14 protein-coding genes and 1 pseudogene are annotated in these 16,942 nt (G+C 68.9%); 4 read left to right on the top strand and 11 right to left on the bottom strand.

Annotation, left to right across the window (positions count from 1 at the left end; genetic code table 11):
• Window positions 1–49: 49 nt before the first annotated feature.
• From D573_RS0112565 to D573_RS0112530, 8 genes are all read right to left on the bottom strand, one after another.
• Complete coding sequence (locus tag D573_RS0112565; protein ID WP_018939001.1) at window positions 50–1,474, bottom strand: rhodanese-like domain-containing protein; 1,425 nt, start codon at window positions 1,472–1,474, stop codon at window positions 50–52.
• A gap of 101 nt (window positions 1,475–1,575) precedes the next feature.
• Entirely contained in the window at window positions 1,576–2,916 is a 1,341-nt protein-coding gene (gene hflX, locus D573_RS0112560; protein WP_026287993.1) for a ribosome rescue GTPase HflX, read from the bottom strand.
• 24 nt (window positions 2,917–2,940) lie between these two features.
• Complete coding sequence (gene hfq, locus D573_RS0112555; RefSeq protein WP_018175824.1) at window positions 2,941–3,201, bottom strand: RNA chaperone Hfq; 261 nt, start codon at window positions 3,199–3,201, stop codon at window positions 2,941–2,943.
• Window positions 3,202–3,329: 128 nt separating this feature from the next.
• Window positions 3,330–4,298: a tRNA (adenosine(37)-N6)-dimethylallyltransferase MiaA gene (gene miaA / locus D573_RS0112550; protein WP_018939003.1), complete on the bottom strand. Its 969-nt coding sequence runs from the start codon at window positions 4,296–4,298 to the stop codon at window positions 3,330–3,332.
• The gene (gene mutL, locus D573_RS0112545) at window positions 4,298–6,175 is read right to left on the bottom strand and encodes a DNA mismatch repair endonuclease MutL (protein WP_018939004.1); all 1,878 of its coding nucleotides are present in this window, start codon (window positions 6,173–6,175) and stop codon (window positions 4,298–4,300) included. Before mutL ends, miaA begins: the two co-directional genes overlap by 1 nt.
• A gap of 120 nt (window positions 6,176–6,295) precedes the next feature.
• Window positions 6,296–7,600, bottom strand: coding sequence for an N-acetylmuramoyl-L-alanine amidase (locus tag D573_RS0112540; RefSeq protein ID WP_051076222.1), 1,305 nt, complete (start codon window positions 7,598–7,600; stop codon window positions 6,296–6,298).
• A 191-nt stretch (window positions 7,601–7,791) separates the two neighbouring features.
• A complete protein-coding gene (gene tsaE / locus D573_RS0112535) occupies window positions 7,792–8,277 on the bottom strand; it encodes a tRNA (adenosine(37)-N6)-threonylcarbamoyltransferase complex ATPase subunit type 1 TsaE (protein WP_018939006.1) in 486 nt (161 codons plus the stop codon).
• On the bottom strand, window positions 8,274–9,758 hold the full coding sequence (locus tag D573_RS0112530) for a bifunctional ADP-dependent NAD(P)H-hydrate dehydratase/NAD(P)H-hydrate epimerase (protein ID WP_018939007.1): 1,485 nt from the start codon (window positions 9,756–9,758) through the stop codon (window positions 8,274–8,276). The genes tsaE and D573_RS0112530 overlap by 4 nt, the downstream gene beginning before the upstream one ends.
• An 18-nt stretch (window positions 9,759–9,776) precedes the next feature.
• Between D573_RS0112530 and queG the strand changes: the two genes are divergently transcribed.
• The 3 genes from queG (at window position 9,777) to D573_RS0112515 (ending at window position 14,435) form a co-directional block, all read left to right on the top strand.
• On the top strand, window positions 9,777–10,946 hold the full coding sequence (gene queG / locus D573_RS0112525) for a tRNA epoxyqueuosine(34) reductase QueG (protein WP_018939008.1): 1,170 nt from the start codon (window positions 9,777–9,779) through the stop codon (window positions 10,944–10,946).
• Between the two features lie 142 nt (window positions 10,947–11,088).
• Window positions 11,089–13,533: an EAL domain-containing protein gene (locus D573_RS0112520; protein WP_018939009.1), complete on the top strand. Its 2,445-nt coding sequence runs from the start codon at window positions 11,089–11,091 to the stop codon at window positions 13,531–13,533.
• A 110-nt stretch (window positions 13,534–13,643) separates the two neighbouring features.
• Window positions 13,644–14,435 carry a ferredoxin--NADP reductase gene (locus D573_RS0112515; protein WP_018175830.1) on the top strand — a complete coding sequence of 264 codons (792 nt, stop codon included), beginning with the start codon at window positions 13,644–13,646 and terminating at the stop codon, window positions 14,433–14,435.
• Window positions 14,436–14,438: 3 nt separating this feature from the next.
• Here the strand turns inward: D573_RS0112515 and D573_RS0112510 are convergent, their stop codons facing one another.
• Together D573_RS0112510 and D573_RS0112505 are read right to left on the bottom strand one after the other, a co-directional pair.
• Window positions 14,439–15,044: a DNA-J related domain-containing protein gene (locus tag D573_RS0112510; protein ID WP_026287994.1), complete on the bottom strand. Its 606-nt coding sequence runs from the start codon at window positions 15,042–15,044 to the stop codon at window positions 14,439–14,441.
• Complete coding sequence (locus D573_RS0112505) at window positions 15,041–15,448, bottom strand: YchJ family protein (protein WP_018939011.1); 408 nt, start codon at window positions 15,446–15,448, stop codon at window positions 15,041–15,043. Before D573_RS0112505 ends, D573_RS0112510 begins: the two co-directional genes overlap by 4 nt.
• Before the next feature lie 130 nt (window positions 15,449–15,578).
• On the opposite strand from D573_RS0112505, the gene D573_RS0112500 reads away from it, so the two are divergent.
• Window positions 15,579–16,424, top strand: coding sequence for an SDR family oxidoreductase (locus D573_RS0112500; protein ID WP_018939012.1), 846 nt, complete (start codon window positions 15,579–15,581; stop codon window positions 16,422–16,424).
• Between the two features lie 281 nt (window positions 16,425–16,705).
• Here D573_RS0112500 and D573_RS15010 read toward each other — a convergent pair.
• Window positions 16,706–16,919 (bottom strand): annotated as a pseudogene (locus D573_RS15010) (hypothetical protein).
• Window positions 16,920–16,942: the final 23 nt, after the last annotated feature.

Raw genomic sequence — 16,942 nt, 5'->3', positions numbered from 1 at the left:
CTTTTGCGTAGGGGAGCGGGCGGCGCTTGCCACCCGCTCGGCGCCGAGATCAGGCGGCGCGCCGGTCGCCCTCGCCCGCCGCGGTCACACGGTCCCAGGCCTGCATGCCACCCACCACGTTGTAGACCTCGTGGTAGCCCAGCCGCTGCAGGATGGAGCCCGCAACCGTCGAACGGTAGCCACTGCCGCAGACCACGGCGACCGGTTCGGTCTTGTCGATACCGGGGATGCCGGTACGGGTGTCGGCCACCGGCTGGTTGACCGCGGCCTCGGCATGTCCTGCCTCGAACTCGGCCACGGCGCGCACGTCCACCAAGCGAATCCGCCCGTCGGCGACCGCGGCCTGCGCCGCCGGGGCATCCAGCTGGGCCAGGGTCGCCAGAGGCAGGCCGGTGCCGGCCCAAGCCGCCATGCCGCCGCGCACGTAGCCCTCGATATAGTCGCGGCCAGTGCGCACCAGATGGCGGACGGCCCGCTCGATCACCGCCGGATCGCCGGTCTGGTCGATCAGGACAATCGGCGTATCATCCGGCGTAACCCAGCCGGCCCAGTTGGCGAAACCGCCGTCGATCCCGATGCCCAGTGCATTGGGAGTATGCCCCCCGCCAAAGGCCAGCGGATCGCGCAGGTCGATCACCGTCACCTCGCCGGCCGCGGCCCGCCGGGCCACGTCGGCCGGGTCCAGCGCCGTCATACCGGGCAACGGGATGACCGCCTTCGGCCCCTCGGAGTTGATCCGCTTGTTGCGCGGATAGAAATCCGGGATCGGCGGCAGTCCGTGCAGCAACTTGTGCACGAAGGCGTCCCCGTCCAGCGACGGGTCGAGGTACGGGTTGGTCCGGCGCTCGTAGCCGAGCGTGGAGACCGGCCGGCCGGCCATGCCGGCGCCACAGGCGGAACCGGCACCGTGCCCGGGATGCACCTCGACCCCGTCCGGCAGGTCCGCCAGCTGCTCGCGCACGCTGTGGAACATCTGCCGTGCCAGGGCCTGTTTGGCCTCCTCGCCGAGCAGGTCGGGCCGGCCCAGCGAGCCCACGAACAGGAAATCGCCGGTGATAATCGCGATCGGATCCTCGCCGGACCGGGCGCCGTCATACACCACGAACATCAGGTGTTCCGGGGTATGCCCCGGTACATGGCGGGTCTCGATGCGCACGTTGCCAAGCTCGATGCGGTCGCCCTCAAACAGGTCGTCATGCGGGAACTGCACCTGGAAATGCTCGCCCACATCGTGCCCGGACAACAGCAGACGGGCGCCGGTCTTGTCCGCCAGTTCGCGGGCACCGGAGGCGAAGTCGGCGTGGATGTGGGTGTCCATCACGCGGGTGATGCGATAACCGTTGCGTTCGGCGTAGTCCAGGTACACATCGACGTCGCGCTGCGGGTCAATCACGGCGATCTCGCCGCTGCCCTGACAGCCGACCACGAAGGAGTGCTGGGACAGGCCGGCATCGACAAAGCGTTCAAGGATCATGCGGACCTCCTCGCGTTGGCTTTTGCATGAATGTCTGACTGATTTGGTCAGGTATTAACACAAAAGTTCCTGGTGGCGCGGGGCGCCGGGAGGTCGCGTCGTCAGTGGTGGGCGGCGGTCGGTCCGGGTACTTCCGGCTGCAGGCGCACCGCTTCGGGATCCAGCCCGGCCGCCCGGAAGAGCTGCTCGAAACGCCGCTTCGGCACATGCAGGCGCAACTGGATCGACCCATCCGGCGTGGTCTGCTCGGCCTCCACGGCCTTCTCTTCGTAGAGCTGGGCGCGCAGGCGCCCGGCCGAGGCCGGGAGCTCGACCCAGCCCTGGGTCATGGACTCGGTGAAGGTCTCGGCCAGGCGCTGCTCCAGGCGCTCCACACCCTCGCCGGTATGCGCCGACAGCCAGAAGGCATCGTCCGCCATGCCGAAACGGTCGTCCGGGTCCTCGGCCGGGTTCTCCAGCTGGTCGATCTTGTTGTACACCCGCCAGCAGGGGACGTCCTCGGCGCCGATCTCCTCGAGCACCTCCTCGACCTGCCGGATGCGCGCCTCGCGCTCCGGGTCGGCGGCGTCGATCACGTGCAGCAGCAGCGCCGCCTCGCGGGTCTCGGTCAGGGTCGCCTTGAACGCAGCGACCAGCTCATGCGGCAGGTCGCGCACGAAGCCCACGGTGTCGGCCAGGATCAGCGACTGGTGCGGGGCCAGGTCCAGACGGCGCAGGGTCGGGTCCAGGGTCGCGAACAGCTGATCCGCCTGGTAGACGTCGGAATGCGTGAGGCGATTGAACAGGGTCGACTTGCCGGCGTTGGTGTAGCCCACCAGCGAGACCGTCGGGATCTCGTTGCGCAGGCGCGCCTGACGGCCCTGTTCGCGGGTGCGTTCGACCTTCTCCAGACGCCGCTCAATGTGCTTGATGCGCCCGGCCAGCAGGCGGCGGTCGGTCTCCAGCTGGGTTTCCCCCGGACCGCGCAGGCCGATCCCGCCCTTTTGCCGCTCGAGGTGGGTCCAGCCACGGACCAGGCGCGTGGACATGTGGCGCAACTGGGCCAGCTCCACCTGCAGCTTGCCCTCGTGGGAGCGGGCGCGCTGGGCGAAGATATCGAGGATCAAGCCGGAGCGATCCAGCACCCGGGCCTTCAGGTGGGCCTCGAGGTTGCGTTCCTGGCTGGGCGAAAGGGCGTGGTTGAAGATCACCACGTCGGCACCCGACGCCTCCACCGCATCGCGGATCTCGTCGGCCTTGCCGGCGCCGACGAACAGCTTGGGGTGCGGCCGGTCGCGCGAGCCGCGCACCACCGCCATGATCTCGGCCCCGGCGGAACGCACGAGCTCGTCGAATTCCTGGACCTGGGCCTCGATATCGGGGTTGTCCCCGACATTCAGCGCGACCAGGACCGCGCCATTGCCGACGCGCTCGTCGCCGGCACTCTCCGGACGCTCAAACAAGCTGGAGGAGACCTCCACTCATGTTCAGGACTCGGCCTCGGCGGAGGCGGGGGCCGCTGCCTCGCCCTCGAGATTCATGTTCACCTGACGGGCCGGCACGATCGTGGAGATGGCGTGCTTGTACACCATCTGCGAGACCGTACTGCGCAGCAGCACCACGAACTGGTCGAAGGATTCGATCTGCCCCTGCAGCTTGATCCCGTTCACCAGGTAGATGGAGACCGGGATCCGGTCCCGACGCAGCGCATTCAGGAAGGGTTCCTGCAACATTTGCCCTTTGGCCATCGGTGCGTTCCTTGATCGTTATTATTGGTTCGCGACCCGCGCCGGCGGCTCGAAGTCGGCCCGCCGCACGGTCAGGTTGAAGCGTAGCATACCGGCTTCGCGGCGCCGTTCCAGGCGTACACCGGGCGTTATTCGGACATCGCCGCTGCCGGGGCCGCCATCCGTGCAGCCTGGATGGCCCGCAGAGCCTGCGACAAATCCGCGTCCTCGGCGTTCAACCGGGCATGCAGGGGGAAGCGCCGCAGCCCGGTGAGCTGGCGTTTTGCGAGCTGTCGAGTCGCGGCGATGGCCCGCTCGCGAAAGGTCGCAAAGTCGCATTCGCCGGCCAGCCACTGCCAGCCCTGGCGATACCCCACCGCCCGCTGCGACGGGTGCTCCGCGGTCAGGCCGGGGCGACGGGTCAGGGTCATCAGTTCGTCGACAAAGCCGGCCTCCAGCATCACATCGAAGCGGTCGGCGATGCGCGCACGCAGGCGCTCGCGATCCGCCGGCCACAGGGCCAGCGACACCCAGCCCGCCGGGACCGTCGCGGCCGCGCCACTCTGGAAGCCCGACAATGGCTGGCCACTGGCCGCGTACACCTCCAGGGCGCGCAGGATGCGTTGCGGGTCGTTCGGGTGGATGCGCGCGGCGGCCTCCGGGTCCACGGTGGCCAGCTCGGCATGGAGGGCCACGGCGCCCTCGTGTTCCAGACGGCCACGCACGGACTCGCGGACCGCATCCGGGACCGGCGGGATCGGATCGAAGCCGTCCAGCAGGGCGCGCAGGTAGAGCAGCGTGCCGCCCGCCAGCAGGGCGACCCGGCCGCGGGCATGAATGGCATCGATCGCGGCGCGGGCATCGCGGGCAAAGTCGGAGGCGTTGTAGGTGTCCTCCGGGTCGCGGATATCCAGCAGGTGATGCGGGGCGCGGGCACGCTCGGCGGCGTCCGGCTTGGCGGTGCCGATATCCATGCCGCGATAGACCAGCGCGGAATCCACGCTGACGATCTCCGCGTCCAGGGCCTCGGCCAGCGCCAGCGACAGCGCGGTCTTGCCGCTCGCGGTGGGACCGGCCAGCAGGATGACCGGCGGCCGGTCCCCATCCAGTCCGGCCATCAGCGTCCTCGCAGGAACAGCCGGTCCAGCGCCGAGTGGTCCAGCTCCACCCAGGTCGGGCGCCCGTGGTTGCACTGGCCGGAGCGTTCGGTGGCCTCCATGTCGCGCAGCAACTGGTTCATCTCGGGCAGGGTCAGGCGTCGCCCCGAACGCACGGAACCGTGGCAGGCGATCGTTCCCAGTACCGCGTTCATCGCCCCCTCGGCCCGATGGCTATAGCCATCGGCCGCGAGGTCCGCCAGGACATCGCGCACGAGCTGCGCGGTGTCCTGGCCACGCAGCAACGCGGGCGCCGCGCGCAGAGTCAGCGTCTCGGGGCCGGCACGGTCGAGCTCGAAGCCGAGTTCCCCAAGCAGGCCCGCGCGTTCCTCGGCCAGTTCGGCCTCGGCCGGGGTGACGTCCAGGGTCTCCGGCACCAGCAGCGGCTGCGAGGTCACCCGTGCCCCCTCCCATTCGCGCTTGAGACGTTCATAGGTGATGCGCTCGTGGGCCGCGTGCATGTCCACCACGATCAGGCCGCGGGGACTCTCGGCCAGGATGAAGGTCTCGGCTACCTGCCCCAGGGCAAACCCCAGGGGCGGCATGCCGTCCGGGTCCGCTGCGGGCGCACCGGACGTGGCGGATGGCATCGGGGTGTCATAAGCGGCGGGCCGCGCCTCGGCCACCGCAGACGTCCCGCGGAACTCGGCCCAGGCCGCACCAAAGCCTGGATCGCGCCCGACCGGCTCAAGTCGCGGTTCGCGAGGGGGCGCGTACCCACCGCCCGCACCCGGCACACCCAGCCCGGACAGCGGGCGATCCGCCTGCGCCGGCATGGGCATGGGGCGACCGGCGGGGGCCGGCGCACCCATGTCGGGTACCGCCGCGGCATGCCCGGAATCCCCCGGACGCAACGCGGCAAGCGCCTTGTGCAGGCTGTGGAAGATGAAGTCGTGAACCATGCGCGACTCGCGAAAGCGCACTTCCTGCTTGGTCGGGTGCGCGTTCACATCCACCTGGGTCGGATCCAGTTCCAGGTCCAGCACGAACATCGGATGCCGCCCGTGGTAGAGCACGTCCTGATAGGCCTTGCGCACGGCCGCGGCCAGCACGCGGTCGCGGATCGCGCGGCCGTTGACGAAGAAGAATTGCTGATCGGGCTGCGCCCGCGACTGGGTCGGCGAGCCCAGCCAGCCGGACAGCGCCAGCCCGGCGCGCTGTTCGTCCACCGGGGTCGCATGCTCCAGGAAGGCATCACCCAGCAGCGCCCGCACCCGTTCGCCGGGGTCGTCGGCCGCCGGCAGGTCCAGGGTGACGCGGTCATTGTGGCGCAGGCTGAAGGCGACCTCGGGACAGGCAGCCGCCTGGGTGCGGATGACGTTCTCGCAGTGGTTGTATTCGGTGCGTTCGGTACGCACGAACTTGCGCCGCGCCGGGACGTTGAAGAACAGGTCGCGGACCTCGACGGTCGTGCCCACCGGATGTGACGCCGGGGCGGCCTCGCGGAAGACATCGGAGCCGTCCCCGGTCAGGCGCCAGCCGTTGCGCTCGTCCGCCACCATGGAGGTCAGCGACAGCCGCGAGACGGAGGCGATCGAGGGCAGGGCCTCGCCGCGAAAGCCCAGCGTATGCAACGCCTCGAGGTCGTCCATGCAGGCAATCTTGCTGGTGGCATGGCGCGACAGGGCCAGCGGCATCTCGTCGCGATAGATCCCGCTGCCGTTGTCGCTGATCTGGATCAGGCGGACGCCGCCCTGCTCCAGGCGCACATCCACCCGCGTCGCCCCGGCATCCAGGGCGTTCTCCAGCAGTTCCTTGACCACCGAGGCCGGGCGCTCGATCACCTCGCCGGCGGCGATCTGATTGATCAGTTGTTCGGAGAGCTTTGCGATCGCCACGCGCGACACCTGGGAGAGACGAGAACCGGGTGCCTAGCCTAACCGGGGCAGCGCCGGAGTGCCTAGCCGGCGGCCGAACAACGCCTGCAAGACGTGACGGGCTGCCCGGAGGTTCCGGGCTCAGGAGTCGCGGGGGATACGCAGGACCTGGCCGGCGTAAATGCGATCGTCGCGGACATCGTTGGCCGAACGCAGGTCCGCCAGCGACAGGCGATAGCGATCGGCAATCCCGGAGAGGGTCTCGCCCGGGCGGATGATGTGCTGGTCGGGCTGGCCGTCGGCGATCAGCGTGCCCGGACGGGCATGGGTGGAGAAGTACGACCGCAGCCCGGTCAGCAGGGCGTCCGCCAGCGAGTTCTGGAAGGTCGTGCTGCGCAGCTTGCGCTCCTCGGAGGGATTGGAGATGAAGGCCGCCTCGACCAGGACCGACGGCACATCCGGCGAGCGCAGGACCGCGAAGTTCGCGCGCTCCACCTCCGGCTTGCGCACCTTGCCCACCCGGTGGAGCTCCGCGATCATCCGCTCGGCCAGGGTGTTGCTGGCCTCCAGGCTCCCGCTCTGGGCCAGGTCCAGCAGCACGTTGGTCAGGGAGTCGTCCTTGCCGTTGATCGGCACCCCGCCCAGGCTCAGATCCGCCTGGTTCTCGCGCTGGGCGAGGAAGCGCGCCGCCTCGCTGGAGGCCCCGCGCTCGGACAACATGTAGACCGACGAACCCTGCACGTTGCGATTGGCGATCGCGTCGGCGTGGATGGACACGAAGATATCGGCGTCCGCCTTGCGCGCCCGTTCGATGCGCTCGCGCAGGGGCAGGAAATAGTCTCCACTGCGGGTCATCACGGCCTTCATGCCGTGCTCGCTGTTCACGCGATCGGCCAGACGCTTCGAGATCTGCAGGACCACGTCCTTCTCGCGGGTGCCGGCGGGGCCGATGGCACCCGGATCATGCCCACCATGACCGGCATCGATGGCGACCACGACATCGCGCAGGTCCTCCTGCGAGCGCCCACGGCGGGAGCCGTTGTTCTCCGCCGAGCGCGGCGCGGCGGGTGCCTCGCCGCTGGTCAGATCCAGGACCAGGCGGTGCGGCGCACCCTGTGCCGGCATCAGCACGAAACTGCTCGGCTCCACCGGCTTGCGCAGGTCGAACACCACGCGCAGATCGGAGCCATTGCGTGCGGCATGGCGCACGGCCCTGATCGCCGAGCGCGGGTTATCGCTGATGGTCAGGTCTTCCACGGCCCGCGCGTTCTCCAGATCGACCACCAGGCGGTCGGGAGACTGCAGGTGGAACATGGAGTATTCCGCCTCACCGTCCATGTCGAAGACCAGACGGGTGGTTCCGCCATCCACGGACATACGCACGCGCCGGACGTCCGTGCGAGCCAGGGCCGGCAAAGGCATCCCGACCAGCCCGAGGGCAGTCATGGCGCGCAGCAGCTGGCGGCGGCGCAGATCCGGCGATGTTGATTGGCCCACGGCGTTTCCCTTTGTAATCAGGGGTTCTGACTACATTGTGGACGCTTTTTCTGGAAAAGCAATAGCGATTTTCTTTCTTTATGAGCGAGATATCGCGCATTGTGCGCGTGGCGGGCCAACTCCGGGGCAGCCCCGGCGTGTCACCCTGTCACGATCTCCTGGTCCCGAAGCACCCGGTGGTAGGCCGCCGCCAGCGGCCCCTCCAGCCACAGCTCCCGACCTTCGGCTGTGCCCTCGCGATGCGCCAGGCGCACCACCAGATCCGGCGCCGGCAGCCAGCCCACACCGCGCTCCGGCCACTCCACCAGCCACAGGACATCGCCCCCGAAGGCCTCGCGCACCCCCAGGTACTCGAGTTCTTCGGGATCACCCAGGCGATAAAGGTCGAAGTGCAGGACCTCGCGCCCCGCCAGCTCATACGGCTCCACCAGGGTGTAGGTCGGACTGCGGACCGCGCCTTCATGCCCGAGCCGGCGCAGCAGACCCCGAACCCAAGTGGTCTTGCCGACACCCAAATCACCCTCCAGGAACACGATATGCGGGGCGTCGAGCGCCACCAGCGCGGCCCCGGCCGCCTCGGTCGCCTCCAGGTGCGGGAGGACCAGAGGGGCCGCTGCCACCGTCATGCCCCACCCCCGGACGCGGCCGGCAGGGCTTCGGCCAGATCCCCGGCCAGCATCCCGCGCGCCCCGCCCAGGCGGTCACGCGCGATGCAGGCTGCGGCGCAGTGCCAGGCGGCCCCGATCTCCGCGGCGCTGCGCGCATCCGCGCCCTGCCCGCGCAGCGCGGCGATGATGCCGGTCAGCACGTCCCCGCTGCCGGCGGTGGCCATACCCGGGTGGCCGCCGGTGACACAGGCCAGCGGCTCCGCACCCGAACTGGCGACCAGCGTGCCCGCCCCCTTCAACAACACCACTCCACCCAGGCGCGCGGCCAGCGCCCGCACCTGCCCGGGGCGATCGGCCTCGATAGTGGCCACGTCCTGCCCCTGCAGACGGGCGGCCTCGCCTGGGTGCGGGGTCAGCACCCAGTCCTCGCCCCGGCGCGGGGCCTCGGCCAGCAGGTTCAGGGCATCGGCATCCACCACCCGGGGCAGGTCGGCATCCGCCACCGCCAGCCACAGGCCACGACCCCAGGCGTCCTGTCCCAATCCCGGTCCCACCGCGACGACATCGACGCGACGCATCAGGGCCTGCAACTCGCTGGCGTCCGCCACGCCACGCACCATCAACTCGGGTCGCTCCAGGTTCGCCCAGGCCGCATGCTCGGGGTGCGTGGCCAGGGTCACACGGCCGGCCCCGGCGCGCAGGGCGGCCGTCGCCGCCAGCCGCGCGGCCCCCGAGTAGCCGGGCGCGCCGCCCACGATCAGCACATGCCCACAGTCGCCCTTGTGCGCCCCCGGGCGCCGTACCGGCAGACGCTGCCGCCAGTCCTCTGGCCCGACCCGACGCGCAACCGGCGCGATGCCATGGGCCACCGAGGCAGGGAGATCGAGCGGGGCCACCTCCACCTGGCCGACCCGGTCGACCGCGGCCCCGGTATGCAGGCCCAGCTTGTCGGCGATCATGGTCAGGGTGTGATTCGCCCTGACCGCCTCCCCCAGGACCCGGCCGCGATCGATATCCACGCCCGAGGGCACATCGGCCGCCAGCACCTGCCGCCCACTCGCGTTCAACGACTCGATCACCGCGCCGTAGGCATCGGTCAGCGGCCGCTCCAAGCCGATCCCGAACAGGCAATCCACCCACAGGTCCGCGGCCGCCGGGTCGAAACTTTCCAGGGCATGGACCTCGCCGCCGCCCTCCTGCCAGCGCCGATGGGCCTGGCGACCATCGGACTCGGGGCGCGCCCACGAGGGGCCGCCATGGACCCGCACCTCCAGCCCGGCCTCGGCCGCCAGCCGGGCAAGCACGTAGCCGTCTCCGCCGTTGTTGCCGGGCCCGCACAGGATCCCGATGCGGCGGGCCTGCGGCCAGTCGCGGCGCACCACCGCCAGCAGGGCCTGACCGGCACGCTCCATCAGCTCGCCCGGCGCCATCCCCGGCAGGGCCAGGCCGGCGGCATCCAGGGCCCGCATGCCCGCGTTATCGAACAGTGCGCTGGTCAATGCTTGTGGGTCGGGTTCATGATTCACGCCATCACCTCCGTCGCGGAAGCCGAAATCGTGCCTCAGCGCCTCGATCCACGCCAATCCACCGAGCTTGCCGAACGCATCCGCGACTGGGGACGCGAGCTCGGCTTCCAGGCCGTGCGCATCGCCCCCGCCGAGGTGCCCGAGGCGGATCGCCGGCATCTGGACGACTGGCTGGCCCAGGGCTCGCACGGCGACATGGACTGGATGGCCGACCGCGCCCCCCTGCGCCACGCCCCGGATGCCCTGATGCCCGGTGTGCAGCGCATCATCAGCGTGCGCATGGACTACTTCCCGCCGGCCACCCGGCGCCCGGCGATCCAGCTGGCCGAACGCGATCACGCCTATGTCTCGCGCTATGCCCTGGGCCGCGACTACCACAAGCTGCTGCGCAAGCGCCTGACCACCCTCGCGCGCCGGATCGAGGCGGAGGTCGGGCCGTTCGGCTATCGCGCCTTCACCGATAGCGCGCCAATCCTGGAAAAGGCCCTGGCCGCCCGCGCCGGGCTGGGCTGGATTGGCAAGAACACCAATCTGCTGGCGCGCGAGAGCGGCTCCTGGTTCTTTCTCGGGGAGCTGTTTACCGACCTGCCACTGCCACTGGACGAACCCGTGGACGAGCACTGCGGCCAGTGCACCGCCTGTCTCGATGTCTGCCCGACCCGGGCCTTCCGCGGGCCGTACGACCTGGACGCACGCCTCTGCATCTCCTACCTGACCATCGAACTAAAGGGTGCGATCCCCGAGGACCTGCGCCCGCTGATCGGCAACCGCATCTACGGCTGCGACGACTGCCAGCTGGTCTGCCCCTGGAACCGCTTTGCCGAGGTCACGGCGGAACCCGACTTCATCGCCCGCCACGGTCTGGATAGCGCCAGCCTGATCGAGCTGTTCGCCTGGGACGAGGCAACCTTCCTCGCCCGCACCGAGGGCATGGCCATTCGCCGAATCGGCCATGCGCAGTGGCTGCGCAACCTCGCTGTGGCCCTGGGCAACGGTCCGGCCACACCCGAGGCGGACGCGGCCCTGGCCGCCCGCGCCGAGCACCCTTCCGAGCTGGTGCGCGAACACGCCGCCTGGGCGCGCGAACAACTGCGCAATCCCCCGCACAGCGCGCCCCTGTCCACGGAAAACCTGTCCCGGCTCACCCAAGCGCCCGGGTAAGCCGGGCAAGCAGAAACCGCCCCGGAAGAGGCAAATCCGCACCTTCCAAGGTTGCCAGTGCCGGCGCAACCGGCGACACTCCGGTGCCGAATCACGCCCCGACGCGGGGCCCGGCCCGCCACCAAAGGTTCAGCCCGCCGCCATGCCCGATCACCCGGACACCACGCGCTATCAGCGGATCTTCGAACAGGCGCCCGAGGCTCATCTGGTCCTCGACCGCAAGGGCGGGATCGTCGCGGCCAACTACGCCGCCTGCGAACTTCTGGGCTATACCAGCGCCGAACTGACCGGCGGCGTGCACATCACCGAGCTGGACCTGCAGGCCACTCAGGACGACGTGGACCAGGCCCACTCCAACCCCGAACAGCGCCTCCCCGCGCACTTCGAAAGCCGCTACCGGCGCAGTGACGGTGGTGAATTTCCGGCCGAGGTGCACATCAACGCGATCCGCACGGACGGCGAGCTCGAGGTCTTCGCGACCGTCCGCGACATCACCCGCGAGCGTCAGTCGGAGCAGGCGCTGAAGAGCCTGGAGACCCAGCTGGGCGCGACCATTCGCCACGCCCCACTGATCCTGTTCGCGCTGGACGCAGACGGCCGATTCACGCTTTCCGAGGGGGCCGGGCTGCAGGCCCTGGGTCTGAACCCCGGCGAGGTGGTCGGGCGCAATTTCCACGACGTCTATGCGGACCAGCCCGGCACACTGGAGGCCGCCGAACGCGCCCTCGCGGGCGAAGCCTTCCAGTTCGAGGACACCGTCAACGGTACGCATCTCAGCGTCTCGTGGATCCCCATGAAAGACCCAGAAAAGGGTCCGGACGGCGCACTCGGCGTGGCCTGGGACGTCACCTCGCTGCGGGCCGCGGAGGCCGCCACGGGTGCCGAACGGGACCGCCTGCTAACCACGCTGCAATCGATCAGCGACGGGGTCATCACCGCAGACACCCACGGGCGCCTGACCTACCTGAACCCCGCCGCCCAGGTACTGCTGGGGCTGGATGCCACCAGCGCCCAGGGCCACCTGGTGGACGAACTGCTGGACCTGGAAGACACCCGGACGGGGGCCAGCGTGCTCCGCCCGGTGGAACACTGCCTGAACCTGGGCGGTACCGTGGAATCGCCCGAACGCATACTGCATCGCGCCGACGGCGAAACCCGCGTGGTACGCATGCTGGCCTCGCCCCTGCAACGCCCGAACCGCGAGGCCCAGGGTGTGGTGGTCGTGCTGCACGACCACACCGAGCTGTGGCAGATGACCCAGCAGCTCAACCATCAGGCGACCCATGACGACCTCACCGGCCTGTGCAACCGCCGCGAATTCGAGCGGCGGCTGGACCAGGCCCTGCACATTCAGGAGGAGGGCGAGACGCCGCATGCGGTGTTCTACATGGACCTCGACCAGTTCAAGATCATCAACGACACCTGCGGTCACCAGGCCGGCGACGAGCTCCTGCGGGAACTCTCCGAGCGCCTGCGGCACCTGATCCGCGAGAACGACACCCTGGCCCGGCTGGGTGGCGACGAATTCGGCGTGCTGCTGTGCCACTGCCCGCCCGAACGCGCCGAGGCGATTGCCCGGAAGATGCTAGAGACCGTCCAGTCCCTGCGCTTCGCATGGGAGGGCCGGCGTTTCGATGTCGGCGTCAGCATCGGTCTGGTGCCGGTCAGCGGCCCGGAACAGACCCTGCCCGAGATCCTCAGCCAGGCGGACTCCGCCTGCTACGCCGCCAAGGAAAACGGCCGCAACCAGGTCTACGTCTGGCAGCCCAGCGACCAGGCCCTGCGCCGCCGACGCGGGGAGATGGAATGGGTCGGCCGCATCCGCTCGGCGCTGGAGGAAGGGCGCTTCGCGCTGTTCGGCCAGGCCGTCCACCCGCTGGGTCCGGTCGCCCCGGACCTTGCCCATGTCGAGGTGTTGATGCGCCTGCGCGACGAGGATGGCCGGCTGATCCCGCCGGGCAGCTTCATCCCGGCCGCGGAGCGCTACCACCTGATGCCGGATATCGACCGACACATCATCGACAACGCCTTCGCCATGCTCGCCCGGCATCGTGCGCCGCGCGAGAACTCATCCCACTGCGACCCCACTCTGGCGATCAACCTCTCGGGCCAGTCGCTGGCGCAGGAGAGCATGCTGGAGTTCGTCACCGAGCGCCTGCAGCACTACGCGATCCCGCCGCGCTGCATCATCTTCGAGATCACCGAGACCGCGGCCATCAGCCACCACGAACGCGCCCAGAGCCTGATCCGCACCCTGCGCTACATCGGTTGTCGTTTCTCCCTGGACGACTTCGGCAGCGGTCTGTCGTCATTCGGGTACTTGAAGAACCTGCCGGTGGACTTCATCAAGATCGACGGCAGCTTCGTGCGCGATATTGCCCACAACGCGGTGGACTCGGCCATGGTCACGGCCATTCACCGCGTGGGTCATGTCCTCGGCCTGCGCACCATCGCCGAATGTGTCGAATCAGCCGCGACCATGGACCGCCTGCGCGAGATCGGCCTGGACTTCGTGCAGGGCTTCTACCTGTCGGAACCGGCCCCGCTGGAGCAACACCTCACGCCCATCGACAGCAACGTCCGCTGACGAGCGATACCCATTTCCGAGTGTTTTCCTTGGTTTTTGCCGGCGCTTTCGCTTCCGGTGCGCGGACTTGCTAGCGTAGGACCGAACAATAATCGGAAAACCACGCACTTATGCCTTATTCGGAACAACGAATCACCTCCACGCACCGCTGGTCGGACAAGACCTTCAGCTTCACCACCACGCGCCCGGAGGGTCTGGAATTCAAGAACGGGCAATTCGTGACCCTGGGGCTGCGCCCCGAGGGCAAGCTGATTCCGCGTGCGTATTCGATCGTCTCCGAACCCGAGGCCGAGGAACTGGAATTCCTGAGCATCCACGTGCCGGATGGCGCCCTGACCAGCCGCCTGGCCGAGGCTGGACCGGGTGATTCAATCTGGATCAACACCAAGGTCACCGGCTCGCTCACCTTCGACTACGTGCAGCCAGGTCGCACCCTGTACATGCTGGCCACCGGCACGGGGCTCGCCCCGTTCATCTCGCTGATCCGCAGCCCGGAGCTGTTCGAGCACTTCGACAATGCAGTGCTGGTGCACAGCGTGCGTACCGTCGAGGAACTGGCCTACCGCCAGGAGATCGAGTCGCGCATCAGCGACCGCCTGCGCTACGTGCCGACCGTGACCCGCGAGAACCACGACTTCGCCTGCCCGATCGCGCAGCAGCCCTACGACAACAACCAGCGTGGCGCCGACATGTTCCGCTCCGGCGAACTGAGCCAGATCCTCGATCTGCCGCCCGCGGATCCGGAACACGACCGCGTAATGCTGTGCGGCAACCCGGCGATGAACCGCGAGATGAGCGAGTGGCTCACCGAACACGGCTGGACCCAGACCAACTACAAGGGCGTGGGTACCTTCACCGTGGAACAGGCGTTCGTGACCACCATGTCGGACTCGGACGACTGAACCTCAGCCCCGGACCAGCAGGACCCAGCGGGCCGCGTTGATCCGCTGCAGTTTGGCCGTGTCGCCACCCCGGTCCGGGTGGTGGCGCTGCGCCATCCGGCGGTACTGTCGGCGGATCGTGTCGGCATCCACCGGGTCCGCAAGCTCCAGCACCTCCAGCGCCTGCTCGCGTTGCTGGTCACGCCCCAGCTGCGACCAGAACTCGCCCAGAAGCGCCTCCACCGCCGACGCATCCATGGTTTCCAGCTGCGCCAGGTCGAGGTAATAGGCCCGCAGTGGATCATGCGTCGCCAGAAGCCCATCCACCGCGCCACCTTCCCGCACCGGCTCGATCCCGATATCCAGGCAGTGGATACGCAAGCCTTCGCCGCCCTCCGCAAGGCGGTCGCGCAGCCGGTAGAGGCAGTGGAACAGCACAAAGTGCGCCTGAAACAGGCTCAAGGGCTCCTGCAGCCGCGCCCCGGAAAACGGCTCCACGCCCGCGTCGCGCAACTGCGTGATCAGGGCGTGCTCGGTCAGCCCGTCCGACTGCATGCGCAGGCACTCCAGCACCCGATCCAGCAATGCCGGATGGACCGGTGACGCGACCGAATCCGAAGCGGCTGTCATGCGCCCGGAAACTCCCCGTCGACATACACCCAGCGCCCGTCTTCGCGGCGAAAACGACTACGCTCGTGCAGGCGTACGCCCTGACCGCGCACCCGTGACCGGGCAATGAACTCGACCCAGCCTGACTCGTCGTCCGGCCCACCCGCCTCGGTCGCACGTATCGCGAGCCCCAGCCAGCGCTGTTCCGAATCCAGCTCCATGGATGCCGGGCGTGTCGCGGCCGCCCAGGTCGCCAGCAGATAGTCCTCACGCCCTTCCACAAACGCGGCATAACGCGAGCGCATCAGCGCCTCCGCCGTGGGCGCCGAGGCCGTACCATCCAGATACGGCCCACAGCAGGCGGCACGGTCCTGCCCGGACCCGCAGACACACGTGTCGACCTTCTTTCGGCTCGCCTTGCCCAAGCCCCATCTCCCGTTCATCTGCGTTCCAGTCAGCATGCCCGAGCTATCGCCCACGGTCGAACCCTCACTTTGGCACTGGTCTTTCGCCAGCGAAATCGGTAGCGTGCGTATCACGATCCCGGAGGGAACAATGGCCAACATCCTGATCATGGGCTGCGGCGATCTCGGCGGTGCCGTTGGCCAGCAACTTGCCCACGGCGGACACTCCGTCTGGGGCCTGCGCCGCCGGCCGGAGCACATCCCCAAGCCGATCCAGCCCCTGGCCGGCGACTTCGGCGTCGCGGACGGCCTGCCGGAGCTGCCGCCGGCGCTCGACACGGTTTATTTCATCGCCACCCCGGGCGAGTTCACCGAGCCCGCCTATCGTCGCGCCTATGTTGACGGCCTGCGCAACACCCTGACCGCCCTGGAACGGGCCAGCCCGCAGCCGCGCCGCGTTGTATTCGTCTCCAGCACCTCGGTGTACGGCGCCGACGACGGCCGCTGGGTGGACGAGGCCAGCCCCACCGAACCCACCCGGTTCTCCGGGCGCGCCCTGCGGGAAGCCGAGCAGTTGCTGGCCGACAGTCCCTTTCCCGGCGTGGTCGTGCGCTTTGGCGGCATCTATGGCCCGGGCCGCGAGTACCACCTGCGCAAGGTACGCGAGGGCGTGCGTGGTCAGCACGAAGCGCCGGTCTGGACCAACCGCATCCACCGCGATGACTGCGTGGGCCTGCTGACCCATTTGTTCCATCTGGATGACCCCGACCCGATTTATCTGGGCGTGGATGACGAGCCCGCCCTGCGCCACGAGCTGCTCGCCTGGCTGGCACAGGCGATGGAGATCGATCCGCCCGGCACACCGCCGATGCCCGAGGGCGAAGTCTCCGGCAAGCGCTGCTGCAACAAGCGCCTGCATGCCAGTGGCTATCGCCTCCAGTATCCCGACTACCGCACCGGCTACCGCGCCCTGCTCGACCACATCGCCACCACCTGAGCCGCCTCCTCGCCACGCAATGGCTCGGGCGTATTCATCCTCTCGTGTTTATGTTGCCTTTGGTCCACCGCCAGCCCCACGGTGGCTAGCCAGGGTTCGTCATCAGGTGTTTACGGTGGCTTCGTCCGGCCGCCTGCCAGGCGCTCTCTCGCGAGCGCACCGCGAGGCACTTTCTTGCTTGCCCAAGAAAGTGCCCAAAGAAGGGCACCCGGATTCCGCCCGGGAACCTTGCTCCAGTGCCCTCGGGCCGGCGGCGCTGAACTCGCTACGCTGCGCTTCGCTCAGACATCCAGCGCCTTCTCCCGGCCCGAGGACCCTTCCGCAAGGGGCTCCATACGGGAGGGGGAGGTCAAAACAACAGGTATTCCGGCCCCGTGGCACAACAACAGGCACAGCCGCTCGAAGGCCCCCAGCGCCCGCTTCGCGGGCGCGGCACGCAACGGCCAAGGGCCAAGGGCCGAACGTGCCGAAGATGCTCGAAGACCTAGCCATCATCCACTGGCAAGCACGCTGGGATA

This window comes from Thioalkalivibrio sp. AKL9 (assembly GCF_000377825.1).
Lineage (GTDB): Bacteria > Pseudomonadota > Gammaproteobacteria > Ectothiorhodospirales > Ectothiorhodospiraceae > Thioalkalivibrio > Thioalkalivibrio versutus.
This window is presented reverse-complemented; position numbering and strand designations above follow the sequence as displayed.